This is a genomic window from Halorubrum halodurans, assembly GCF_002252985.1.
In the GTDB taxonomy this organism is placed as follows: Archaea; Halobacteriota; Halobacteria; order Halobacteriales; family Haloferacaceae; genus Halorubrum; species Halorubrum halodurans.
On the sequence record NZ_NHPJ01000141.1, the window covers coordinates 15,443 to 37,684 of the forward strand.

At 71.6% G+C, this 22,242-nt stretch carries 19 protein-coding genes and 1 pseudogene; 9 read left to right on the plus strand and 11 right to left on the minus strand.

Annotated elements, in window-relative coordinates; genetic code table 11:
• Positions 1-58: 58 nt before the first annotated feature.
• Complete coding sequence (gene menD / locus DJ70_RS16195) at positions 59-1,957, minus strand: 2-succinyl-5-enolpyruvyl-6-hydroxy-3-cyclohexene-1-carboxylic-acid synthase (RefSeq protein WP_094534816.1); 1,899 nt, start codon at positions 1,955-1,957, stop codon at positions 59-61.
• A gap of 145 nt (positions 1,958-2,102) precedes the next feature.
• Here menD and DJ70_RS16200 point away from each other — a divergent pair, with 145 nt between their 5' ends.
• Complete coding sequence (locus DJ70_RS16200) at positions 2,103-2,732, plus strand: nucleotide exchange factor GrpE (protein WP_094534818.1); 630 nt, start codon at positions 2,103-2,105, stop codon at positions 2,730-2,732.
• A gap of 12 nt (positions 2,733-2,744) precedes the next feature.
• Here DJ70_RS16200 and surE read toward each other — a convergent pair whose 3' ends face one another.
• Entirely contained in the window at positions 2,745-3,542 is a 798-nt protein-coding gene (gene surE / locus DJ70_RS16205; RefSeq protein ID WP_094534820.1) for a 5'/3'-nucleotidase SurE, read from the minus strand.
• Between the two features lie 118 nt (positions 3,543-3,660).
• On the opposite strand from surE, the gene DJ70_RS16210 reads away from it, so the two are divergent.
• On the plus strand, positions 3,661-3,990 hold the full coding sequence (locus DJ70_RS16210; RefSeq protein WP_094534822.1) for a DUF5798 family protein: 330 nt from the start codon (positions 3,661-3,663) through the stop codon (positions 3,988-3,990).
• Positions 3,991-4,002: 12 nt separating this feature from the next.
• Here DJ70_RS16210 and DJ70_RS16215 read toward each other — a convergent pair whose 3' ends face one another.
• Both DJ70_RS16215 and purD read right to left on the minus strand, forming a co-directional pair.
• A complete protein-coding gene (locus DJ70_RS16215; protein ID WP_094534851.1) occupies positions 4,003-4,551 on the minus strand; it encodes an acyltransferase in 549 nt (182 codons plus the stop codon).
• 262 nt (positions 4,552-4,813) lie between these two features.
• Positions 4,814-6,097 carry a phosphoribosylamine--glycine ligase gene (purD, locus tag DJ70_RS16220; RefSeq protein WP_094534824.1) on the minus strand — a complete coding sequence of 428 codons (1,284 nt, stop codon included), beginning with the start codon at positions 6,095-6,097 and terminating at the stop codon, positions 4,814-4,816.
• Between the two features lie 178 nt (positions 6,098-6,275).
• On the opposite strand from purD, the gene DJ70_RS16225 reads away from it, so the two are divergent.
• The 3 genes from DJ70_RS16225 (at position 6,276) to DJ70_RS16235 (ending at position 11,057) form a co-directional block, all read left to right on the plus strand.
• The gene (locus DJ70_RS16225; RefSeq protein ID WP_094534825.1) at positions 6,276-8,504 is read left to right on the plus strand and encodes a thioredoxin domain-containing protein; all 2,229 of its coding nucleotides are present in this window, start codon (positions 6,276-6,278) and stop codon (positions 8,502-8,504) included.
• Between the two features lie 80 nt (positions 8,505-8,584).
• Positions 8,585-9,949: an HAD family hydrolase gene (locus DJ70_RS16230; RefSeq protein WP_094534827.1), complete on the plus strand. Its 1,365-nt coding sequence runs from the start codon at positions 8,585-8,587 to the stop codon at positions 9,947-9,949.
• A gap of 25 nt (positions 9,950-9,974) precedes the next feature.
• A complete protein-coding gene (locus DJ70_RS16235) occupies positions 9,975-11,057 on the plus strand; it encodes a geranylgeranyl reductase family protein (protein WP_094534829.1) in 1,083 nt (360 codons plus the stop codon).
• Between the two features lie 45 nt (positions 11,058-11,102).
• Here DJ70_RS16235 and DJ70_RS16240 read toward each other — a convergent pair whose 3' ends face one another.
• A complete protein-coding gene (locus tag DJ70_RS16240; protein ID WP_094534831.1) occupies positions 11,103-11,555 on the minus strand; it encodes a TRAM domain-containing protein in 453 nt (150 codons plus the stop codon).
• A 216-nt stretch (positions 11,556-11,771) separates the two neighbouring features.
• Here DJ70_RS16240 and DJ70_RS16245 point away from each other — a divergent pair, with 216 nt between their 5' ends.
• Positions 11,772-13,010 carry a mandelate racemase/muconate lactonizing enzyme family protein gene (locus DJ70_RS16245; RefSeq protein ID WP_094534833.1) on the plus strand — a complete coding sequence of 413 codons (1,239 nt, stop codon included), beginning with the start codon at positions 11,772-11,774 and terminating at the stop codon, positions 13,008-13,010.
• 144 nt (positions 13,011-13,154) lie between these two features.
• Here DJ70_RS16245 and DJ70_RS16250 read toward each other — a convergent pair whose 3' ends face one another.
• The gene (locus DJ70_RS16250; RefSeq protein ID WP_094534835.1) at positions 13,155-13,928 is read right to left on the minus strand and encodes a PHP domain-containing protein; all 774 of its coding nucleotides are present in this window, start codon (positions 13,926-13,928) and stop codon (positions 13,155-13,157) included.
• A gap of 157 nt (positions 13,929-14,085) precedes the next feature.
• Here DJ70_RS16250 and DJ70_RS16255 point away from each other — a divergent pair.
• A pseudogene (locus tag DJ70_RS16255) lies at positions 14,086-14,256 on the plus strand (acetamidase/formamidase family protein); the annotation flags it as partial.
• Between the two features lie 61 nt (positions 14,257-14,317).
• Here DJ70_RS16255 and DJ70_RS16260 read toward each other — a convergent pair.
• From DJ70_RS16260 to DJ70_RS16270, 3 genes are all read right to left on the minus strand, one after another.
• Positions 14,318-15,490, minus strand: coding sequence for an MFS transporter (locus tag DJ70_RS16260; protein WP_094534853.1), 1,173 nt, complete (start codon positions 15,488-15,490; stop codon positions 14,318-14,320).
• Between the two features lie 136 nt (positions 15,491-15,626).
• Positions 15,627-16,298, minus strand: a complete 672-nt coding sequence (locus DJ70_RS16265) for a hypothetical protein (RefSeq protein WP_094534837.1) — start codon at positions 16,296-16,298, stop codon at positions 15,627-15,629.
• Entirely contained in the window at positions 16,288-17,463 is a 1,176-nt protein-coding gene (locus DJ70_RS16270; RefSeq protein WP_094534839.1) for a DUF3179 domain-containing protein, read from the minus strand. The genes DJ70_RS16265 and DJ70_RS16270 overlap by 11 nt, the downstream gene beginning before the upstream one ends.
• Before the next feature lie 107 nt (positions 17,464-17,570).
• Here DJ70_RS16270 and DJ70_RS16275 point away from each other — a divergent pair, with 107 nt between their 5' ends.
• A complete protein-coding gene (locus DJ70_RS16275; RefSeq protein ID WP_094534841.1) occupies positions 17,571-18,302 on the plus strand; it encodes a hypothetical protein in 732 nt (243 codons plus the stop codon).
• A 46-nt stretch (positions 18,303-18,348) separates the two neighbouring features.
• Here the strand turns inward: DJ70_RS16275 and DJ70_RS16280 are convergent, their stop codons facing one another.
• On the minus strand, positions 18,349-19,263 hold the full coding sequence (locus DJ70_RS16280) for a PLP-dependent cysteine synthase family protein (protein ID WP_094534843.1): 915 nt from the start codon (positions 19,261-19,263) through the stop codon (positions 18,349-18,351).
• A 107-nt stretch (positions 19,264-19,370) separates the two neighbouring features.
• Complete coding sequence (locus DJ70_RS16285) at positions 19,371-21,659, minus strand: nitric-oxide reductase large subunit (protein ID WP_094534845.1); 2,289 nt, start codon at positions 21,657-21,659, stop codon at positions 19,371-19,373.
• 167 nt (positions 21,660-21,826) lie between these two features.
• Between DJ70_RS16285 and DJ70_RS16290 the strand changes: the two genes are divergently transcribed.
• Positions 21,827-22,210, plus strand: a complete 384-nt coding sequence (locus DJ70_RS16290) for a TlpA family protein disulfide reductase (RefSeq protein WP_094534847.1) — start codon at positions 21,827-21,829, stop codon at positions 22,208-22,210.
• Positions 22,211-22,242 lie beyond the last annotated feature (32 nt).

Sequence of the window (22,242 nt, forward strand, 5' to 3'; positions counted from 1 at the left end):
TCGGAGTAGGGGAGTGAGCGACTAATAACGTTCGCACCGACGGGTACCCCGCGGTCCTTTACCCGCTCTCAGCGCCGTGAACCCCGCGCTCGACGGCCGCCGCCAGCCGCTCGCGCGTCCGGTGGCTCGACTCGGCGTCGGTCCGAACCTCGATCAGGTGGGAGCCGTCCGCGTCGCGGGCGCGGCGATACGCCTCGGCGAGCGCGCCGGTCGGGTCCGCCACGTCCGAATCGGATCCGTCGTCCGATCCCTCATCCGATCCGGGTCGGGCGTCGATCCGGGCGTACTCGAGCCCGTGGAGATCGGCCATCGGCTCGAACTCGAGCCCGTGCGGCGTCTTGAACTCGGCCGTGAAGGGCGGGTCGAACGACTCGATCGGGAGCGCGTGGAAGATCCCCCCGCCGTCGTTGTTGACGAGCACGATCGTGACGTCGACGTCGCACCGATCGATCGCGAGCAGGCCGTTGGTGTCGTGATACAGCGCGAGGTCGCCGACGACGAGCGTCAGGTCGTCGGTGGTCGCCGACCCCGCACCGAGCGCGCTCGAGACGATCCCGTCGATCCCGGAGACGCCGCGGTTGCCGAGGACCGTCAGGTTCGTCGTCGACGGCGGGGCGAACCGGTCGAGGTCGCGGACCGGCATGGAGTTCGAGACGAACAGCGTCGACGGGTCCGGGACCTCCCCGGCGACGACGCGGAGCACGTCGCCCTCGTGGAACCCGCCGGTGTCCACCGGATCGTCGCCGGCGGCGTCGGAGTTCCCCCGGTGAACCTCGCGAGCGACCCGGTCGGCCGCCTCCCACCGCCCGCGCCAGTCGGGGTCACCGCCGCCGGCGACGAGCCGCGAGAGGCGGGCACAGAGCCGGTTCGGCTCGGCGACGACGAGGTCCGTCGCCGCGAACTCGGCCTCGCGCCACCGCCCCGCGGGGTCGACCGCGTACTGGTCCGCGCCGGTGCCGGCGAGGTACTTCCGGAGCCGCTTCGAGGTCGGCGACGCGCCGAGCCGGAGCACGACCTCGGGGTCGGGCCAGCCGTCGGCGACCGTCGCTCCTCCTCCGGGCTCCGCCTCGCCCTCCTCGCCGCCGCCAGCGACCGCCGCCGAGAGGTACGCGTCGTAGGCCCCGATCACCGGCGCGACCCGCGTGTGTCCGCCGAACCGGACCCCCGAGAGCGGGTCGGCGAGGATCGGATAGCCGGTGGCGTGGGACAGCGCCGTGATCGCCTCCGGGTCGAGCCCCGGCGGGTCCGCCGGTCCGGCGACGATCAGCCCGCGGTCCGCGGCACACGCCTCGGCGAGCGCCCGAAGCGCCGTCTCCTCCGGCTCCGGCGAGCCCGGCGTCACGTCGACGTACGGTCCCTCGCGACCCGTCGCCGCGGTCGGATCGAGGTCGTCCGGCACGTCGCCGGCGACCGGCGTCGGCTCGAGCGGCTTCGCGAACGGGACGTTGAGGTGGACGGGCCCCGCGTCCGCGCCCTCCGCCGTCGCCACCGCGCGGTCGACCGTGGTGCGGAGCGACCGGAGCGCCCGCTCGTTCGCCGCCGGTTCGGGCAGGTCCGTGTAGAGGCGGACCGCGTCGCCGTACAGCTTCTCCTGGTCCGCGGTCTGGTTGGCTCCCGAGTCGCGGAGCTCCGGCGGGCGGTCGGCGGTGAGCGCCAGAAGTGGCACTCGGGCGTTGTCCGCCTCCATCACCGCCGGGTGGTAGTTGGCGGCGGCGGTGCCGGAGGTACAGACGAGCGGCGTTACACGGCCGGTCCGACGCGCCCGTCCGAGCGCGAAGTAGGCGGCGGAGCGCTCGTCGAGCTGTGAGTACAGGCGGAGCTCCTCGTGGCGCGCGGCGGCCACGGTCAGCGGCGTCGAGCGACTGCCGGGCGAGACGACGACGCCGTCAACGCCCATGGCCACGAGTTCGTCGACGATCGCCCGCGCCCACAGGGTGTTCCGGTTCGGTGCGGTCATCAGCGGAGATAGGTCGTGCCGAGATAAGTAACCCGGCAGGTCGCGGTCGGGCCGCGCGACGGCACGTCCCGCCGGTCGGTCCCTCACGGGAGCGGGTCGACCGCGTTCTACAACGCTTATACACGCCCGCGGCCTCCGATCGGACATGAGCGAAGACGACGCCGTCGAGGTCGAGTCGCCGGGCGAACCCGACGCGCCCGCCGACGCGAGCGAATCGGTCGAGACCGCCGACGCAGCCGAGGAGACCGAACCCGACGGGGAGGAGCCCGCCCTCGCCGACCGGGTCGCCGACCACGACGAGGCGCTCGCCGAGGAGGTGGCGGACCTCGAGGCGGAGCTCGCGGAGCACCGCGAGGAGGTCGACGAGCTGACGAGCAAGCTCGCGCGCGTCCGCGCCGACTTCAGCAACTACAAGCAGCGAGCCAAACGGAAGCGCGAGGAGATCCGCGAGCGCGCCTCCGAGTCGCTCGTCGAACGGATCGCGCCGGTCAGAAACGACCTCGTCCGGGCGCTCGACCAGGAGGACGGCAGCGACATCCGGCCGGGCGTGGAGTCGACGCTCGAGAAGTTCGACGAGGTGCTCGCCGAGGAGGGCGTCGAGCCGATCGAGCCGGAGCCCGGCGAGGAGGTCGACCCGGCGCGCCACCAGGTCATGCTCCGCGTCGACAGCGACCAGCCCGACGGCACCGTCCACGAGGTGTACGAGCCCGGCTACGAGATGGGCGACCGCGTCATTAGCGAGGCGCAGGTGACGGTCAGCGACGGCGGCGAGTGACGCACGTCCCGGTCAGTCCCTCGAGTCCCGGCCGCCGTACCGCTCCGCGAGCCCGTCGAGCGCGCCGTTCGCGGCGACGCCGTGCGGCACGGTGAGCGGCGACACCGACACCTCGCCGTCGACCACCGCCCGCCGGTCGGTCCCGACCGGGTCGGGGACCTCAGACTCGTTCATCCGGCCCCAGATCGGGTCGTCGAAGGTGACGCCGCCGTTCCCGTCGTGGTCGGCGGTCATGCCGTACCAGTCCGACGGGCGCGTGATCCGCATCGGCGCGGGGTCGTCGTCCGCGATCGGCGCGTTCACGTTGAGGTAGTCGACCGCCTCGAAGACGTCGGCGTCGACGGCGTTGTCGACGAGGTACCGCGTGGCGCGGGCGGCGTGATCGAACTCTCCCGGCTCCAGCTCGCGCCGCCACCAGTCCTCGTCGCCCGGAACGTACATCGACGTCGCCACCGCCGGGACGTCGAAGAACGCGGCCTCCACGGCGGCCGAGACGGTCCCCGACCGGCCGAGGACGTACGATCCGAGGTTCGCGCCCTCGTTACAGCCGGCGACGACGCAGTCGGCGTCCGGGACGAGCTCGTCGAGCCCGGCGACGACGCAGTCGACCGGCGTTCCGTCGACCGCGTAGCCGAGTTCGTGTTCCGACACCGTCACGCCGTCCGAAAGCGCCCGCCCGACCGACGAGCGGTCGCCGGTCGGGGCCACCGTCACGACGTCGTAGTCGTCCGCGAGGGCGTCGCGGAGGGCGCGGAGGCCGACGGCGTCGATACCGTCGTCGTTCGTCAACAGGATCCGGTCGGCGCTCACACCGGTCGGTGGGGCGGTTCGGAGAAAAGTCCATCGTCGCGTGGGGGGTTCGCGGGGCCGCTCGGTCCGTTCGGGGACGAACGGAAAAACACAGGTATCGCGGACGCGAGGAGTCGGTATGGGATTCGGCGACACGGCGAAGCGCATCCAGACGCTCGCCGACAAGGCGGAGCGCACGTATCAGAAGATCAACGAACTCCGGTCGGAGGTCGAGGAGACGCAGACCACGGTGCTCGACACCTCGGAGCGGGTCCAGGCGCTCGAAAACGAGATGGCCGAGCAGCGCGCGGTTCTCGACGCGATCGCCCGCGAGGTCGGCGTCGACCTCGACAGCGTGAGCACCGAAGCACACATCGCCGAGGCCGAGGCCGCCGGCGACGGAACCGAGACCGCCGACGGCGGCGAAGCCGGGGGCACCGACGGGAGCGGCGTCGACGGGGAGGACTGAGGCCCGAAATCGTCAGGCGTCCGCGGCCGTTCCGTCGCCGTCGGCCCGAGAGACGACCTCGGCGGGCACGCCCGCCACCGTCGTCCGCGGCGGGACGTCCTCGGCCACGAGCGAGTTGGCGGCGACGCGTGCCTCCTCGCCGATCGTGACCCCAGGGAGGACGACCGCGCCCGCGCCGATCATCGCGCGATCCCCGACCTCCACGTCGCCGAGGCGGTACTCGTTCTGGAGGAACTCGTGACACAACAGCGTGGCGTCGTAGCCGACGATCGCGTCGTTGCCGACGGTGATCCGCTCGGGCCAGAACACGTCGGGCGTCGACTCGAGCCCCCACGAGACGCCCGCCCCGACGGTCACGCCGATCCAGGAGAGGAGCCGGTTCTTGAGCCGGAGGCTCGGACAGATCCGCGCGAGGACGATCACGAGGTAGTTGCGCACGACGACGAGCGGCGACTTGGCGTCGGGCCACGACCACAGCGAGTTCCGAACCCCGCCGGTCCGGTGACGCTCCAGCCGGTCCGCGCGCGCCGCGCCGCCGACGTTCGATCCCTCCTCGGCGATCCCTCCTTCCCCTCCATCGATGGCGTCCTCGTCGCTCACGCCCGCCCGTTCGCGCGGCTTGGGTAAAAGGGTCGCTCCCGCTCGCCGCGGCCCCGCCTCCCCCGTGCGACGGTTCAAACGGGATGCCGACACAGACCGCTCACGCCGAACCGACGGCTCACGGCAGGCCTGAGCGGGTGCGCGGTCGACCGCCGTGAGGAGCGGAGACCGCCTGCTTGCCGCTTCCGTCCCCGCCGGACGCGGATCCTCCGCTCCGCACCGACTACTTCCGGAGATCGGCCATGTGTTCGGTCCGCTTCTCGAGCAGCTCCGGCTTCCCGATGTCGTGGCGGATCCGGACGCGGTCTCCCGCCGCCGACAGCGCCGCGTCCGCCTCGGCCTCCGCGGCCGCGATGGAGTCGCCGCGGCCGACGACCGCGAACGACCGCGACGTGGTCGTGTAGATCCCGTCCTCGCGCTCGTCGACGCTCGCGTAGTAGAGCAGCGCGTCGCCGACGCTCTCCTCGTCGACCGCGATCCGCGCGCCGCCGTCCGGATCCGTGGGATAGCCGTCCGGCACCGCGTACTTACAGACCGTCGCCTCCCCGGAGAACTCGAGGTCCGGCAGCGCGTCCCCGTCGCGGGCGGCGGTCAACACGTCGATGAACGGCGTCTCGAGGACCGGCAGCGTGTTCATCGCCTCCGGGTCGCCGAAGCGCGCGTTGAACTCGACGACCTTCGGTCCCGTCGCGGTCAGCATGAACTGGCCGTAGAGGACGCCCTTGTAGTCGGGGAGCGCGTCGACCACGGCGTCGAGCACGTCGAGCGCCGCCTCGTAGTCGCCGGACTCCATGAACGGGAGCGAGGCCCCGGTGTCCGAGTACGAGCCCATCCCGCCCGTGTTCGGCCCCTCGTCGCCCTCGTAGGCGCGCTTGTGGTCCTGGACCGCCGGCGTCGCGCGGAACTCGCCGTCGGCGACGAACGCCTGGACGGTGAACTCCTCGCCGACCAGTCGCTCCTCGAGGACGACGCGGTCGTACTCGGACTCGCGGAGGTACGCCTTCGCCTCCTCGGCGGTGACCTGATCGCCGATCACCTTCACGCCCTTGCCGCCGGTGAGGCCGGCGGGTTTCACGGCGAGGTCGCCGTCGTACTCGTCGACGTACGCGCAGGCGGCGTCCATGTCGTCGAACACCTCGAAGTCCGGACAGCCGGGCACGTCCGCCTCGCGCATGAACCGGCGTTGGTACGCCTTGTCGGTCTCCAGCCGGGCCTCCGCCTCCCGCGGGCCGAACGCGTACACGCCGGCGTCGTCGAGCGCGTCCGCGACGCCGGCCTCGAGGGCCGACTCCGGGCCGATGACCGCGAGGTCGGCGCCCACGTCGGTGGCGAGGTCGACGACCGCGTCCGCGTCGGTCTCCGCGATCGTCTCGAACCCGTCCGCGAGCCGCCGGATGCCGGGGTTTCGATTGCTCGCACAGGCGTACAGCGAACAGTCGTCGGCGAGCGCTCGGGCGATGGCGTGTTCGCGGCCGCCGCCGCCGACTAAGAGCACGGTCTCCGTCATGCGCGACCGATATCCGCATCGAAGTGTAAACCTTGCTCTCTCGATCGGTTAATCGATCCACGATCGTGTGTCATCACGGGACGGGATCGCGGCCGTGGCGTCGCGTTCGGGGGTGCTCGCGTCGTCTCGTCCGGGTCCGTGTAACGGGGTTTTTCCGACGCGCGGGCCAAACCGGCCCATGTCACAGCCGACCGAACGGAACCGGCTCGACGGGGAGCCGAGCCCGTACCTCCAGCAGCACGCCGACAACCCGGTGAACTGGCAGCCGTGGGGCGAGGAGGCGTTCGAGCGCGCTCGCGAACACGACGTGCCGGTGTTCGTCTCCATCGGCTACTCCGCGTGTCACTGGTGTCACGTCATGGAGGAGGAGAGCTTCGCCGACGAGGAGACGGCGGCGCTGCTCAACGAGTCGTTCGTCCCGATCAAGGTCGACCGCGAGGAGCGCCCCGACGTCGACAGCACCTTCATGACGGTCTCACAGCTCGTCACGGGCGGCGGCGGCTGGCCGCTGTCGGCGTGGTGTACCCCCGACGGCAAGCCGTTCTACGTCGGGACGTACTTCCCGCCGGAGCCGCGGGGGAACCACCCCTCGTTCCCGAAGCTGTGTCGCCGGATCGCCGACTCCTGGAACGACCCCGAGCAGCGGGAGGAGATGGAACGCCGCGCCGAGCAGTGGACCGCGAGCGCCCGCGACGAACTCGAGTCCGTCCCCGACCCCTCGGGCGCGAGCGACCCGCCGGGTTCGGACCTCCTCGACGAGGCGGCGGCGACCGCGATGCGCAGCGCCGACGAGGAACACGGCGGGTTCGGCGCGAGCGGGCCGAAGTTCCCGATGCCGGGGCGGATCGACCTCCTGTTGCGGGCGGCCTCGCGGAGCGGCCGTACCGAACTGCTCAGAGCGGCGACGCGGACGCTCGACGGGATGGCGACGGGCGGGATGTACGACCAGATCGGCGGGGGGTTCCACCGCTACGCGGTCGACCGCGAGTGGACGATCCCCCACTTCGAGAAGATGCTGTACGACAACGCCGAGCTCCCGGCGGTCTACCTCGACGCGCACCGCCTGACCGGCGACGCCGGCTACGCCCGCGTGGCCGCCGAGTCGCTGGCGTTCCTCGAGCGGGAGCTTCGCCACCCTGACGGGGGGTTCTTCAGCACGCTCGACGCACGCAGTCGACGACCCGCGAGCCGCGCCGGCGAGGACCCCGACGAGCGCGTCGAGGGCGCGTTCTACGCGTGGACGCCCGAGGAGGTCGACGCCGTCCTCGAGGAGCCGGCGGCGTCGATCGCGCGGGACCGCTACGGGATCGAGCCCGGCGGGAACTTCGAGCGGGGGACGACGGTGCCGACGCTCGCGGCCTCGATCGCGGAGTTGGCGGCGGAGTACGACCGGCCCGAGGCGGAGATCGAGGGGGTCCTCCGCGAGTCGCGGACCGCCCTCTTCGAGGCCCGCGAGGAGCGCCCCCGACCCGCCCGCGACGAGAAGGTCCTGGCGTCGTGGAACGGCCGGGCGATCTCGGCGTTCGCGACCGCGGGGACCGTGCTGGGCGAGTCGTACGCCGACCTGGCCGCGGAGGCGCTCGCGTTCTGCCGGGACCGGCTGTACGACGCCGCGGAGGGTCGGCTCGATCGGCGGTGGCTCGACGGCGACGTGGCCGGACCGGGCTACCTCGACGACTACGCGTTCCTCTCGCGCGGCGCGTTCGACGTGTACTCCGCCACGGGCGACGTCGACGCGCTCGCGTTCGCGCTGGAACTGGCGGCGGCGCTCGTCGACGACTTCTACGACCCGGACTCGGGGACGATCTACTTCACCCGTGACCCCGACGGCGGGGCGGCCGAGGCGGGCGGGGCGGCCGAGGCTGCCGCGACGGACGAGGCGGACGACCCCGGCTCGGGGGACGACGGGACGCTCTTCGCCCGGCCGCAGGAGTTCGCGGACCGCTCGACCCCCTCGAGTCTCGGGATCGCGGCGGAGACGCTCGCGCTCCTCGACGGCTTCCGGACCGACGACCGGTTCCGTGAGGTCGCCGAGCGAGTGGTGGCCGTCCACGCCGACCGGATCCGTGCGAGTCCGCTCGAGCACGTCTCGCTGGTTCGCGCGGCCGAGCGCGTCGAGACCGGAGGGATCGAGGTGACGGTCGCGGCCGAGACGGTGCCGACCGAGTGGCGGGAGACGCTCGCGGAGCGATACCTGCCCGGAGCCGTCGTCGTGCGCCGGCCGCCGACCGACGCCGGGCTCGACGCGTGGCTCGACCGGCTCGGCCTCGACGACGCGCCGCCGGTCTGGAAGGGCCGCGACGCCGACGGCGACGGGCCGACCGTCTACGTCTGCGAGGGCTTCGCCTGTTCGCCGCCCGAGACCGACCTCGACGCGGCGCTCGCGTGGCTCGCGGATCGCGAGTGACGCCGTCGCCGGCGCGTCCCGCCGACCGCTCCCGTCCGTCGATCGAACGCGCTTAATCGGTCGAGCGACCCGGGAGGTGTATGAAGCGGTACGATCTCCTCTATCGGCTCTACGACGAGTTCGACGCGACCGCGCTCCGGGAGCACCAGTCGTTCGTCGACCTGTTCCCTCCGGTCGACTCCCGCGTGGCGCTCGACCACTGGGAGGACGCGAGCGAGGAACTCGCCCGGCGGAAGACGGCGATCGTCGACGCGATCCCGCACGGCGAGACGTTCGCGGAGGTGGCGTCGTACGCCGACCGCGAGACCGCGTTCACCGCCCTCGATCTGTTGAACCGGTACGGTCGTTCGGTCAACGCCCTCGTGCTCGACGTCGACGAGACCCTACGATCGGCGGGCGGAACGGACAACGAGATCCCGCGCGAGACGCTCCACATGTTGGGGAAGATCCACGCGTCCGGCGTCCCGATCGTCGTCTGTACGGGCCAGACGCTGGAGAACGTCAAGGGGTTCACGATCCAGGGGCTCGGCAACGAGCTCGTCCACTCCGGCACGCTGTCGATCGTCTACGAGGCCGGAAACGGCGTGTTCACGCCCGGCCACGGCTCGCACACGAAACGACTGCTCTACGAGGACCTCGGCGAGGACGTGCGGACGGTGTTCGACGAGGTTCGGTCGCGCCTGCTGCCGACGGCCCCGCGGGACGTCCGCCGCGGCAGCCACCTCCAGGGAAACGAGTTCAACGTCACGCTGAAGCCGAACTTCGAGACCGGCGGCGACGCCGCCGACGCGGTGATCGACGACGCGTTGGTCCACCTGATCGACCTCCTCGGCGAGGTCGTCGTCGAGACCGCTGCCGAACGCTCCGGAGCGAGCCCGCCCGCCGACGTGTCGAGTGCCGAGGGGGCCGCGTGGGCACGCGCCCACTACGCGGCGATCGACCCGGAGATCCGCGGGGTACTGGCGGCCGCCGACGTCAGTCCGGGCGTCGGGTCGCCCCCGGAGGTCGAGTCGGTCCCGAACGCCGACGGGTCGGTCCCGGACGCGGTCCGGACGCTGTTCGAGGGGATCGACGTCGGGTACTACCGCGCCGACGCGGCCGAGATCAGCTCGTTGAAGCTGAACAAACCCGCCGGCGTGGAGGCGGCGCTCGACGTGCTCGGCGTCGAGGACCCGTTCGTGCTCGTGATGGGCGACAGCAAGTCGGACCTGCGCGTGATGGAGTGGGCGGCGGAGAACGCCGCCGGGATCGCCGCCGCACCCGAGCACGCCTCCGCGGACGTCCTCGATCACGTCCGCGAGGGCGACGAACTCGTCTACGGGCGCGGGCAGGCGGCCGAGATGCTCCGGACCGTCCACGCGTTAAACCGCCTCGCGGAGCTCGACGACGATCCCGCGGGCGGGCGACCGGCGACCGCGACGCGCGATCGACGACGCCCCAATTAAATACGCGGACGGCCTCGTCACGAGCATGTACGACTTCGTCGTCGTCGGCGCGGGCCCGCCCGGCTCGCGGTTCGCCCGTCGGGCGGCCGAGGAGGGGTACGACGTCGTCGCCTTCGAGAAGGGCGAGGTCGGCGAGCCGCTGGCCTGCTCGGGCCACGTCTCGACCGACGTCTGGGAGTACGTTCCCGAGGCCGCGAGAGAGGAGCTGTTCCAGAACCGGGTGTTCGGCGCGCGCTTCCACGTCGGCGGGCCGGGATCGAAACCGTACCGCTTCTACAAGCGCGAGGCGGTCTCGAACGTCATCGATCGCGTCGGGCTCGACCGCGCGCTCGCCGAGTGCGCCCGCGACGCGGGAGCGACGGTCCGCGAGGGACACACCGTCACGGGACTCGAGGAGCGACCGGACCGCGTCGTCGTCGAGGTCAGCGTCGCCGGCGGCGGCACGGAGACGGTCGAGGCGCGGATGGTCGCGGGCTGCGACGGGCCGACCTCCCGCGTGCGCCGCGCGGTCGGGATCGACGAGCCGGAGGAGCTGCTCCACGGCGTGCTCGCGTTCGACCCGGAACCGGACGACCGCGACTACGTCGACGTCCACCTCACCGCGCCGCGCTTCTTCGCGTGGCGGATCCCCCGCGGCGACGCCGGCGTCGAGTACGGCCTGGCCGCCCCGCCCGGCGAGGACGTGTCGGCGCGATTCGACCGACTGACCGACGCCTACGGCGTCGACACGGAGCGGTTCTGCTCCGGAGCGATCCCGATCGGGCCGCCGGACTCGGTGACGACCGACCGCGTCCTCCTGATCGGCGACGCCGCCGCCCAGACGAAGCCGTTCACGGGCGGCGGGATCCTCTACGGGATGACCGCCGCGGACGTCGCCGCGGAGACCGTCGACCCCGCGGATCCGCGAACGCTCGCCGACTACGAGGCGGAGTGGCGCGACGAGCTGGCGACCGAGATCCGGCTCGGGAAGCTTATCCGGGCGTGCTACTCGCTTCCGGAACCGATCCAGCACCTGGGGCTGCGGGCGCTCTCGGGCGAGATCGGCGTTCACATGGACCGGCCGTCGTCGTTCCTCTCGCGCGAGCATCTCCGGCGGCTGTTCTCCTGAGCCGTCGACGAGGCCGGGACGGCGCTCGGTCGGCGGCGCGGAGCGTTACTCGGCGAGGACCGACGCGAACGAGACGTTCTCGCGAACGTTCGTGATCTCCACGGTGACCTCGTCGCCGAGCGCGGCGTCGGGGACGATGACGACGTAACCCCGCTCGATCTTCGCGATGCCGTCGCCCTTGTCGCCGAGCGTCTCGATGGTCACGTCGCGGACCTCCCCCTCCTCGACCGGCGGCCCGTCGGCGGCGCGTCCGGGGCGGGCCGCGCTCCCGTCGCTCGATCGGGCGGTTCCGTCCGACCCCGCCGAGGACCGCGTTCGGCCGTTACGCTCCGCCTCCCGGCCGTCGGGGTCGATCACCGCGACTCGATACGTCCCGCCGTCGGCCACGGTTCCGTGTTCGATCTCGCGTTTCGGCACCGACAGAACGTACCCGCCCTTCCCGTCGGCTTCGACTTCCGCGGTGAACAGGCAGGTGAGCGACTCGGTTACGTCGACCATACGACCCGTTCGCGGGGGGGCAAGGAAAACGCTCCCCTCCGTTCGGCTACCCTCTCCGTCTTCTCTCCCGTCGCTGTCTTCTCTCCCGTCGCCGTCTTTCCCCCGTCGCCGCCTTCTCCCTCGTCTCGGCCGGTCCGGCCGCGCCGGCGGGAGCGAACGCGGGCGTGTCACGTCCGGAGCATAAACGCTTACTGTGATCCGAATTAACGTCTCGACATGAGCAGGAACTACGAGTCGCTTCACGACCCGAACGCGGAGTACACGATGCGGGAGCTCTCCGCCGAGACGATGGACGCAACGCGTCCGCGGGGCGGCGGCCGCGATCTGGAGATCACGGACGTCCAGACGACGATGGTCGACGGCAACTTCCCGTGGACGCTCGTGCGCGTCTACACCGACGCGGGCGTCGTCGGGACCGGAGAGGCGTACTGGGGCGCGGGCGTCCCCGAACTGATAGAGCGGATGAAGCCGTTCGTCGTCGGCGAGAACCCGCTCGACATCGACCGCCTCTACGAGCACCTGATCCAGAAGATGTCGGGCGAGGGCTCCGTCGAGGGCGTCACCGTCACCGCCATCTCCGGGATCGAGGTGGCGCTTCACGACCTCGCGGGCAAGGTCCTCGAGGTGCCCGCCTACCAGCTCCTCGGCGGGAAGTACCGCGACCGGATGCGCGTCTACTGCGACTGTCACACCGAGGAGGAGGCGGACCCCGAGGCGTGTGCCGACGAGGCGGAACGCGTCGTCGAGGAGCTCGGCTACGACGCGCTCAAGTTCGACCTCGACGTGCCGTCGGGACTCGAGAAGGACCGCGCGAACCGACACCTCCGTCCCGGCGAGATCCGTCACAAGGCGGAGATCGTCGAGACGGTCACTGAGCGCGTGAAGGACGAGGCCGACGTCTCCTTCGACTGTCACTGGACGTTCTCCGGCGGCTCCGCGAAGCGGCTCGCGGACGCCATCGAGGAGTACGACGTCTGGTGGCTCGAGGACCCCGTGCCGCCGGAGAACCTCGAGGTTCAAGAGGAGGTCACGAAGAACACGACGACCCCGATCGCGGTCGGCGAGAACCGCTACCGCGTCACCGAGCTCCGCCGGCTCATCGAGAACCAGGCGGTGGACATCGTCGCGCCGGACCTGCCGAAGGTCGGCGGGATGCGCGAGACGCGGAAGATCGCGGACGTGGCGAACCAGTACTACGTGCCGGTCGCGATGCACAACGTCGCGTCGCCGGTGGCGACGATGGCTGCCGCCCACGTCGGCGCGTCGATCCCGAACTCGCTGGCCGTCGAGTACCACTCCTACGAGCTCGGCTGGTGGAGCGACCTCGTCGAGGAGGACGTCATCGAGGAGGGGTACATCGAGGTGCCGGAGGAACCGGGGCTCGGGGTCACGCTGGACATGGACGCCGTCGAGGAGCACATGGTCGAGGGCGAGGAGCTGTTCGACGAGGCGTAAGCCGAAGTCGAGCTCGGAAATCTTCGGCTTCCGGTGTTCGACGAAGCGTAGCTTCGGCGAGCCAGCGGCGCGAAGCGCTGCGGCGTTCGACGAGGCGTAGTCGGGTCGTGCTCGGCGGCCGGGCGGACCGCTGCCGAGTCGGCCTCACCGAACGTCGATCTCGACCGGCTCGAGGCCGCGCCCGTCGAGCTCCTCGCGTATCCCCGCCGCCCGCGGCTCGATCTCCTCGGGATCGTGGCTGTCCGTTCCGACGGTCACGCCCACGCCCCGGTCGGCGAGCGCGTCGAGGAACGCGGGCGCGGGGTGGAACTCGCCGTACTCGTCGAGCAGCCGGCCGGCGTTGATCTCCGGTACCGTCCGCGAGCGGTCGAAGGCGGCCGCGACCCGCTCGTAGTGCTCGCTCGTCGCGAACCCGCGAAGGTGGGGGTTCCGCTCGATCAGGTCGGGGTGTGCCGCGATCGCGAACAGCTCGGCGTCGATCAGCGCGACCAGCTTCTCGAAGTAGCGGTCGACGAGGTCGCGACGCGCCGCCTCGGTGCGGTCCGCGAAGTACGAGCGGGTGTGGACGTTGACGCCCTCGAGGTCGTGGACGCTCCCGATCGCGTAGTCGAACCCGGCCTCCTCGAGGAACGTCCCGATGGCGTCCTCGTGGTCGGGGTGGTAATCCATCTCGACGGCGTCGAGAACGCGGATCCCGGCGCCCTCTCGGGCGGCGTCGATCGCCTCCCGGCGTCGCTCGTAGGTCACGTCGAGGTTGAACCCGAGCAGTCGCTTCCGCCGGCGCGCGCCCGGCTCGGGGACGACCGAACAGTGGTCCGCGATCCCGATCCCCTCCAGCCCGGCCGCCTCCGCCGACGAGACCATCCATTCGAGGAACGATCCGTCCGAGTACGTCGAGTGGACGTGGTAGTCGTACACGTCGGAACTGGGGCGGTCGGGACCACGTACCTTGCGGTGGCGTCGTCGAGCGGGTGACGGACCCACATCGGGCGAGACCGTCCGCCTCGGCCGCCCCGGCCGATCGGAAGTCGCTCGCCCCCGATCGTGGCCGTGTATGACACGCTTGATGGCGGGGCGAGGGACCCGCCACACGATCGAGCACCTCGCCGAGCGCCGCGGGCTCACGCGCGGGGAGGCGTACGTCCTCTGTTCGGCCGCGATGGACCTGAAGGTGAGCGAGGTCGTCGACGCGCCCAACTGGACCGTCTCTGCGTACATCCCCGAGAGCATCTTCCCGGACGAGTAGGGAGGTCGGAGGCGGTGGAGGCCGAAGGCGGCGGAGGTCGAAGTCGAGTCTCCAGGCGGGCTCAGTAGCCGGTTCCGAGGACCGCGTTGCCGGCGATCACGAGGAACGCGACGCCGAAGAGGCCGGCGAGCACGCCGAAGGAGACCGCCCAGCCGAACAGGTCCGCGGTGAGGCCGACGCCGACCGATCCCGCCGAGCCGATGACGGTGTAGACGGTGCGGACGAGCCCGAACCCGGCGCCCCGTTCGGCCTCGGTCATCGCGTCCATGAACCGCGGGTCGATCGCCGAGAAGAAGCTCGATCCGAACCCCGCGAGCAGGACGGCGACCGCGAGGCCGGCGTAGCCGGGCAGCGCCACGAAGCCGGCGGCGCCGAGGGCTCCGGAGAGCATCGCCATCCCGATCGCGCCGTCCCGACCGGTCCGGTCCGAGAGCCGGCCGATGGCGACCTGCGCGCCGGCGCGGACGACGAAGAACGCGGAGAAGACGCCGCCCGCGAACGACGGCGAGTACCCCCGGAAGTCGACGAGGAACGTCGGCAGAAACGAGATGACGCCCTGCGCGACGTAGGTACCGATCGTCGCGATGGCGAGCGGGAGGAGGACGCTCGGCCGCGAGAGGAGCTCGACGAGCGGGCCGAGCCGCAGCCGCTCCCGCATCGGCTGGTCGGGACGGCGCGGCTCGTTCGGCCGGACCCGCCAGGCGAACAGCGCGAAGATGGGGACGCCGACGAGGGCCGCGACCGCCACGCCCGGCCGCCAGCCGTAGCGGACGCCGACCCACGCGGCGGCGACCGGCGCGACGAGTCCCGCCAGCGGGCCGCCGAACGAGTGGAGCCCCACCGCGGTGCCGAGGTCGTCGAACGTCCGCGACAAGAGCGTCGTCGCCACCGCGTAGTGGAGCCCGGCGACGAGCCCGAGGAGGAACGCGATCAGGACGAACGCGGGGAACACCGGCGCGAGCGCGAGCAGCAGGCTCGCGGCGGTCGTCCCGCCGACGGCGACGAGGATCACCCGGCGCTCGCCGAACCGGTCGGCGAGGATGCCGCTCGGGAACTGCGAGAGGCCGTACGCGAGCCACATCCCCGAGAGCGCCACGCCGACCGCGGTGTTCGAGACGTCGAAGTCGGCGGTGATGAACGGGACCACCGGGCTGATCGCCAGCCGCGCGAAGTACGTCACGAAAAAGGCGAGCATACACAGCGTCAGGACGGTGTGGCGGTACCGCCAGTTCACGGCGACCACCGCCGTCGAGTCCGTCGCGCCGACCGCTCGAGTGTGCGGTTCACGCTTCACCTTGGTGGTACCGAGACCCGATAATAAACCGTCGTCTACCGGCCGATTGAACCGTCGCCCGTCGGGCGCGCCGTGATCACCCGCTCCGGCCGGCCGCCTGCCCGATCGCCTCGGGATCGACCCGGCTCCCGACCCACAGCAGCGTGACGAGCAGGCTCGCCACCGCCAGCGGGAGGAACCACTGGAGGGCCGCGAGCAGCCCCGCCGACGCCTGGACGCCGATCACGAGCAGTATCGTCGGGCCGCAACAGACGAAGCCGGAGACGAGTCCGGGCAGCCCCGCGACCGCGCCGGCGCCGGCCCCGATCCGACACGCCGAGGGACCGCGCCAGGCTGCCACGGAGACCGCGAGCGTGACGCCCACGAGGAGGGCGAGCCCGACCCCGATCGCGGCGTTGACCGGCGCGAACAGGTACTCCACGGGCCCTACCGAAACCAGCGCGACCGGCTCGTACTGGAACGGCGCGACCCGCCCGGTCGCGGTCGCGAGCGGGTCGCTCACGACGAACAGGTCGACGAGCGGGGTCGACTCGCCGCCGACACGCCGTCGGGCCGCGCCGCCGCCGCGTCGGCCGAGGTGCCCGAGGCCGACGCCGTAGAGGACGAAGTAGAGGACCCCGACGATCCCGAGCGTCGCCCGCCCGTCCCGGCGCGCGAGCGAGGCGCGGACCGCGAACGCGGTCCGGCGGACGAGCCCGAGCAGCCACGCGACCGCCGCTCGCGCCGGCGAGGCGGTCTCAGCGGCCATACCCGGCCCCGGTGTGGTCGCCGACGAACCCGGTCTCCGGGTAGAACCCCGCCCACGCGAACCACATGGCGTCGAACGCGAGCACCCGTTCGAGCGGGAGGTCGTCGGCGTCGACCGCGCCCTCGCTCTCCGCCGCGCCTCCGACGCCGTCACCCCCGACGCGGTAGCCGTCCCCGTCGGGCTCCACGGTCACGTTCTTCGGGTTCAGATACACGTAGCCCGTCGAGAGCGCCGGATCCGCGACGGCGATCACGGGCTCGTCGCTCGGGCGAAGCGTCCCCGAGAGGACCCGCTCCACGAGCAGCGACGCCTTGTCGAAGGCGACCGCGCCGTCGGCGGTTCGCGCGCCGACCACGACCGACTTGGGGTGTCCCTCCTCGGGGTCCGAGAGCGGCGGAAACAGCGTCTCCTCGTCGGCGTAGTAGCCGCCCAGGGGCGCGTAGAGTCCGTACGGGTCGTTCTCGTACCGCCGAGCGTATCCCGTCTCGTCGGTCATGATCAGCGAGTCCGGATGTGCGGCGCGCCACTCGCCGAGGGTCGTCCAGACGACCCGGAACTCGCGGAGTGTTCCGCCGCGCATCGGGCCGTCGATCCCCGTGGCGAGCATCTGCGGCCACCAGCTTCCGGTCGCGCGGTCGTACATGATCAGGTTCGAGTTGACCAGCTGGCCGGAGACGCCGAAGGTCGTCCCCCCACGCTCGAACCCCTGTGCGGTGCCGGTCAGCGGGCAGTAGGTCACCGCGACGGGGTCGCCCCCGACGACGTCGTTGACGATCTCGTGGTGGACGAGCACGTACTGCGGGTACGCCTTCGCCTCCCCGCCGCGGGCGACGCCGAACACCGGCACGTCGTCGATGAGCGTCGGCTCGTCGATCCGGACGAACGTCGGGTTCTCGACCGACGGGATCCCGTCCGTGCCGACGCCGCCGCTCAGCGACTCCTCGCGGAGGGTTTCGAGGTCGTACGCCAGGTGTCGGGAGCCGTCCGCGGTCGGCGGCCCGCGTCCCTCGTCCGGAGCGTCGCCGTCGCCGGACTCGTCGCTTTCGTCGCCGTCTCCCCCGCGTTCCCGGACGGAGCCGACGAGTCCCCCGTCCAGACAGCCCGCGAGTCCGGCGGCTCCGAGGGCGGCGAGGGACCGGATCGTCGAGCGACGCGTGCGTTCCATGCCACCCTCTCCGTTCCCGACCGAGTAAAGCTCGAAGCGGCTATGCGAGAGATCCACACACCCGATCCGCCGACAGGGATATCTCTCGCCCGCGCCATGTCGACGGTATGATCCGGCGCGTGACGGGACCCGCGACCTCGACGAGGCGGCACTACCTTCGCGGCGTCGGCGGAGTCGGGGGGCTCGGCTGCGTCGCGTTCGGCGGACTCGTCGGCTGCGTCGGCCGGCCGAGTGACGACACTGACGGCGACGGCGGCGGAGGCGACGATGGCAGCGACGGCGGCGAGGACGGGAGCGACGGCGACGGGTCGGACGACCTTCCGGGCGACGGCGACGACGCCGACGGGACGCGACCGTCGGGAACGGGCGGGCCGGGCGTCACGCTCGTCGCCGTCGACGACGCCGTCGACCTCCCGGTCGAGCCGTCCGTCGAGGTCGTCCGCGAGGCGGCCACCGAGGACCACCCGCCCCGCCTCCGGACGACGCTGTCGAACGCGGGCGAGGAGCCCGTCAGGGTCGGCGAGGGGCGTGCCGTCCACTTCGAGTACGTCGTCGACGACGACGGGCTCCTGACGCTGCTTCCCCCCGATGACGACTACCCCGCCGAACCGGACTGCTGGCGGCTTGAGGAGGCGATCGCCACGACCGAGGAGTACCGGACGTTCGAGATCGGCGCCGGCGAGTCCAGCCGCCGGGCGGTCGACCTCTACGCCACGGCCGCGGCGGACGGCTGTCTCCCGGTCGGCGAGTACCGGTTCGAGACCGTCCTCTCCGTCCTCGGGGAGGGCGCCGAGCCGGAGGCGTCGGCCCGGTGGGGCTTTTCGATCCTGTTGGAGTGAGACCCGGACGGACCGTCAGTCGAACCCTCCGGCGGTGAACGGACCGTCAGTCGAACGTCCCGGCGGTGAGGTAGCGCTCGCCGCTGTCCCAGAAGACGGTGACCACGAGCGGCTCCTCGCCCGCGTACGCGCCGGACTCCCGGAGCCCCTCGGCGACGTCCCTCGCGGCGAGGTTCGACGCGCCCGAGGACTGGCCGACGAGGACTCCCTCCTCGCGCGCCAGGCGGCGACACTCGGCCTCGGCGGCCTCGAGGTCGACGACGTGGACCTCGTCGATCAACTCGCGGTCGAGGTTCTCCGCGACGAAGCCGGGACCCATCCCCTGGAACTCGTCGCCGGTCGCCGCCTCGCCGGAGAGCACGGCGCTGCCGGCCGGCTCGACCGCGTCGATCCGCACCTCGGGGAACGCCTCGCGCAGGCGACGCCCGACGCCCGAGAGCGTCCCGCCGGTGCCGACGCCGGCGACGAACGCGTCCACGGTGCGGTCGCCGACCTGCTCGAGCACCTCCGGACCGGTCGTCTCGTAGTGGGCCCGCGGGTTCGCGGGGTTCTCGAACTGGCGGAGCCGGACCATCCCCGCCTCGCGTTCGAGCTCGTCGGCGCGCGCCTTCGCCGCCGAGATGTCGCCGTCGACGACCTCGACGGTCGCGCCGTACGCCCGCATCAGTCGCCGGCGCTCGACCGACTTCCCCTCGGGGATCACGAGGGTCACGTCGTACCCCTTCACCGCGCCGACCATCGCCATCCCGATGCCCGTGTTGCCGGAGGTGGGCTCGACGATGCCGTCTCCCGGCTCGAGTTCGCCCTCCCGCTCGGCTGCCTCGATCATGTACAGGGCCGGACGGTCCTTCGCGGAGCCGCCCGGATTGCGCGACTCGACCTTCGCGGCGACCGTCGTTCCCGGCGGCGAATCCACTCGGATCAGCGGCGACCCGAGCCCCTCCAGGATGTCCTCGTCCATCGGATCGACGGAGACGCCGGCGACTCAAATGCCCGACGGACTGCGGCAAGCGACGGGGACGGACCGGCCCGCAGACGGGAGCCGGATGTCTCGGCGTCCGCGAGGGGTCAGTCGTCGTCGCCGACGATACCCTCCGCGACCGCCATGTCGTCGACCGCAGGGTCGTCCTCGGAGCGCCGGAGGACGAACCGCTTTCGGACCAGGTCGGCCGCGTAGACTACGGTGCCGGCGATGATCAGCGTGTCGCCCGGCAGTCTGGCCCAGAACAGCGTCTGGACCAGCGGACGCTCGTAGAACCCGAGGCTCCGGGCGGCCGCGTATCCCTCCGTGAACGCGACGTCGAGCTGGAGGAAGCCGACGGGGAGCACGGAGACGAACACCATGAGCGCGAGCCCGACGTTCCAACACCAGAACGAGACGCGGAGCCACGAGGGGTCCCAGCGGTCGGGGTCGATGGAGAGCTGGAGCATGTACGCGACCATCCCGAGCGCCAGGAAGCCGAACGCGCCGAACATCGCGGCGTGCGCGTGGCCCACCGTGAGGTAGGTCCCGTGCTCGTAGTAGTTGACGAGCGGGAGGTTGATGAAGAAGCCGAGCACGCCCGCGCCGACGAAGTTCCAGACCCCGCTGGCGACGATGAACATGAAGGGAATCGTATACGGGAAGCCCGCCTCGCCCATCGCCCGGTACTGGCCGATGGCCTCGTAGAGGATGAAGATCAGGGGAAGCAGCTCGAGCGTGGAGAAGACGCTGCCGATCGGCACCCAGTAGTCGGGCATCCCGATCCACCAGTAGTGATGTGAGACGCCGATGACGCCGGTTCCCATCACCAGGAGCGCCTGGAGCATGACCGCCTTCTCGGCGCTGCGTCGCGTGAGGAGGTTCATCGACACCAGGGTGAGCCCGATGATCGCGACGATGAAGAACTCGAAGGCCCCCTCGACCCACATGTGGACGACCCACCACCGCCAGAACTCCGTGACGGCGATGTTCGTCGTCGGCGTGAACATGAACCCGGCGAGGAAGAGCAGGGTGATCGAGCCGCCGGCGTAGAGGATCATGTGCGCGAGCCCGTAGACCGGCTCGCGGTCGAGCAGGGGCTTGAGCCCGCGGATCGCGAGGACGGCCCACAGGAGGAAGCCGGCGAGCAGGCCGCCCTGCCACACCTTCCCGACCTCGAGGTACTCGAGCCCCTCGTTGCCGAGCAGCCACCAGAGCTCGCCGGGGAGGTAACCGTTGGCGCCGAGCCAGATCCCGCCCATGCCGCCGACCACGACGACGACGAGCGCGCCGAGCAGGACGTTCACGTACGTCCCCTGGCGCTTCGGCTCGTGGCCGGTGAGAAGCGGCGGGAGGAAGAGCCCGGCGCCGAGCCACGTGGAGGCGATCCAGAGGATCCCCAGATCGATGTGCCACGTCTTCGCGATGGAGAAGGGGAGGAGCTGGAGGACGTGGACCCCGAGGATCCGTTCGATCCCGAAGAAGCCGGCCCGCTCGATGTAGAAGTGTGCCAGCAGACCGCCGAGGAGGACCTGCGCGAGGAACAGCCCGGCGGCGACGGGCACGAACCGGAGCGCGGCGCGCTGGCTCGGGAAGACGCTCACGTCGCCGGGTTCCGGCACCGCGATCCCCTCCGCGCTCGGCTCCGGGAGCTTCATCGACTTGTACAGCAGGATCGCCGCGCCGGCCGCGCCGACGAGCAGCACCATCGCGACGACGCTCCAGATCATCGCCGCGCCGGTGGCGTCGTTGCCGGCGGGGGGCGAGTAGGGCCACTCGTTGGTGTAGGAGTTGTCGCCTCCGGGCCGGTCGGTGTGGGAGAACCAGGCGGTCCAGAGCGCGAAGTCCGCGAACGACTCCGCCTCCGCCGCGGACTCGATCATCCCCTCGGGCACGCCGCGGGCGTGGTCGCCGTCGTGGTACCGGGCCACGTACGTCTCCCGCACCTGCTCGTGGGCGTACGCCTCCGCCGCGGAGTACTCGACGACCTCGCCGCCGTCGTGGGCCGCGTCGAGCTCCTCGCGGACGAGCGCGTCGACGCGCGCCCGGTCGCCCGAATCGAGTTCGTCGTACGCCGCGCCGTACTCGGCGTCGGCGTAGTACTCGCGCATGTGGTGGGCCTTCAGCTCCAGCGTCTCGGCGGTGTAGTCCTCGCCGTAGTAGGCCCCGTTGCCGAGGATCGACCCGTGGTTCATCAGTCCGTACTGCTGGAACGCCGCCTTGCCGTCCTGTATCCCCTCGTCGGTGACGACCGTCTCGCCGTCCGGTCCGACCACCTCCTCGGGGATCGGCGGGGCCTCCTGGTAGGCGAACCACGCGCCGGCACCCATGACGACGAGGTTCAACAGGAACGCCGCGACGATGACCTTCGCGATCGTCTCGCGTGTGAGTCGCATCACGCGAGGATCGTCCTCACGGGAGGAACGGACTTGTCACCAACATGTTCGGGGAACGCGGGGACGGACGGGTGGCGGGCGAGGACGGAACGGTGAGGGATTCCGGCGGCCGACCGGGCGTTGCCACCGACGCGCCGTTTACAAGCCTCGGCGGCGTACGCCGGGACATGACGCTCGAAACGCTCTCGCCCGGCGAGACGGACGCCGAGGGGGTCGACGAGGCGGTACTGGACGCGCTCGCGGCCGACGGCTACCGGTTCAAGGTGTGGGGCGGCGACTGGTGTGGCGACTGTCAACGGCAGCTGCCGGCGTTCGGAGCCGCGCTCGCGGCCGCCGGCGTACCCGACGACCGGATCGAGGACTTCCCGGTGACGAAGGGCCCGAACGGCAAGGAGGGGCCCGGCGTCGAGGAGTACGGAATCGAGTTCATCCCGACCGTCGTCGTCGAGGACGCCGACGGCGAGGAACTCGCGCGATTCGTCGAGGACGCGGACGTCACCATCGCCGAGGCGCTCGCCCGCGACCTCGCGGACGTCGAGGCGACGGCGTAGTCGATCGGTCAGTACAGCCGAAGCAACGACCG

Coding starts and splice junctions, on each gene's coding strand:
- DJ70_RS16270 (WP_094534839.1), bottom strand. CDS start 17,463: ATGGAACGCACGCGTCGCTCGACGATCCGGTCCCTCGCCGCCCTCGGA.
- DJ70_RS16230 (WP_094534827.1), top strand. CDS start 8,585: ATGAAGCGGTACGATCTCCTCTATCGGCTCTACGACGAGTTCGACGCG.
- DJ70_RS16245 (WP_094534833.1), top strand. CDS start 11,772: ATGAGCAGGAACTACGAGTCGCTTCACGACCCGAACGCGGAGTACACG.
- DJ70_RS16285 (WP_094534845.1), bottom strand. CDS start 21,659: ATGCGACTCACACGCGAGACGATCGCGAAGGTCATCGTCGCGGCGTTC.
- DJ70_RS16265 (WP_094534837.1), bottom strand. CDS start 16,298: ATGGCCGCTGAGACCGCCTCGCCGGCGCGAGCGGCGGTCGCGTGGCTG.
- purD (WP_094534824.1), bottom strand. CDS start 6,097: ATGACGGAGACCGTGCTCTTAGTCGGCGGCGGCGGCCGCGAACACGCC.
- DJ70_RS16240 (WP_094534831.1), bottom strand. CDS start 11,555: ATGGTCGACGTAACCGAGTCGCTCACCTGCCTGTTCACCGCGGAAGTC.
- DJ70_RS16290 (WP_094534847.1), top strand. CDS start 21,827: ATGACGCTCGAAACGCTCTCGCCCGGCGAGACGGACGCCGAGGGGGTC.
- DJ70_RS16275 (WP_094534841.1), top strand. CDS start 17,571: ATGATCCGGCGCGTGACGGGACCCGCGACCTCGACGAGGCGGCACTAC.
- DJ70_RS16235 (WP_094534829.1), top strand. CDS start 9,975: ATGTACGACTTCGTCGTCGTCGGCGCGGGCCCGCCCGGCTCGCGGTTC.
- DJ70_RS16200 (WP_094534818.1), top strand. CDS start 2,103: ATGAGCGAAGACGACGCCGTCGAGGTCGAGTCGCCGGGCGAACCCGAC.
- DJ70_RS16210 (WP_094534822.1), top strand. CDS start 3,661: ATGGGATTCGGCGACACGGCGAAGCGCATCCAGACGCTCGCCGACAAG.
- DJ70_RS16225 (WP_094534825.1), top strand. CDS start 6,276: ATGTCACAGCCGACCGAACGGAACCGGCTCGACGGGGAGCCGAGCCCG.
- menD (WP_094534816.1), bottom strand. CDS start 1,957: ATGACCGCACCGAACCGGAACACCCTGTGGGCGCGGGCGATCGTCGAC.
- DJ70_RS16280 (WP_094534843.1), bottom strand. CDS start 19,263: ATGGACGAGGACATCCTGGAGGGGCTCGGGTCGCCGCTGATCCGAGTG.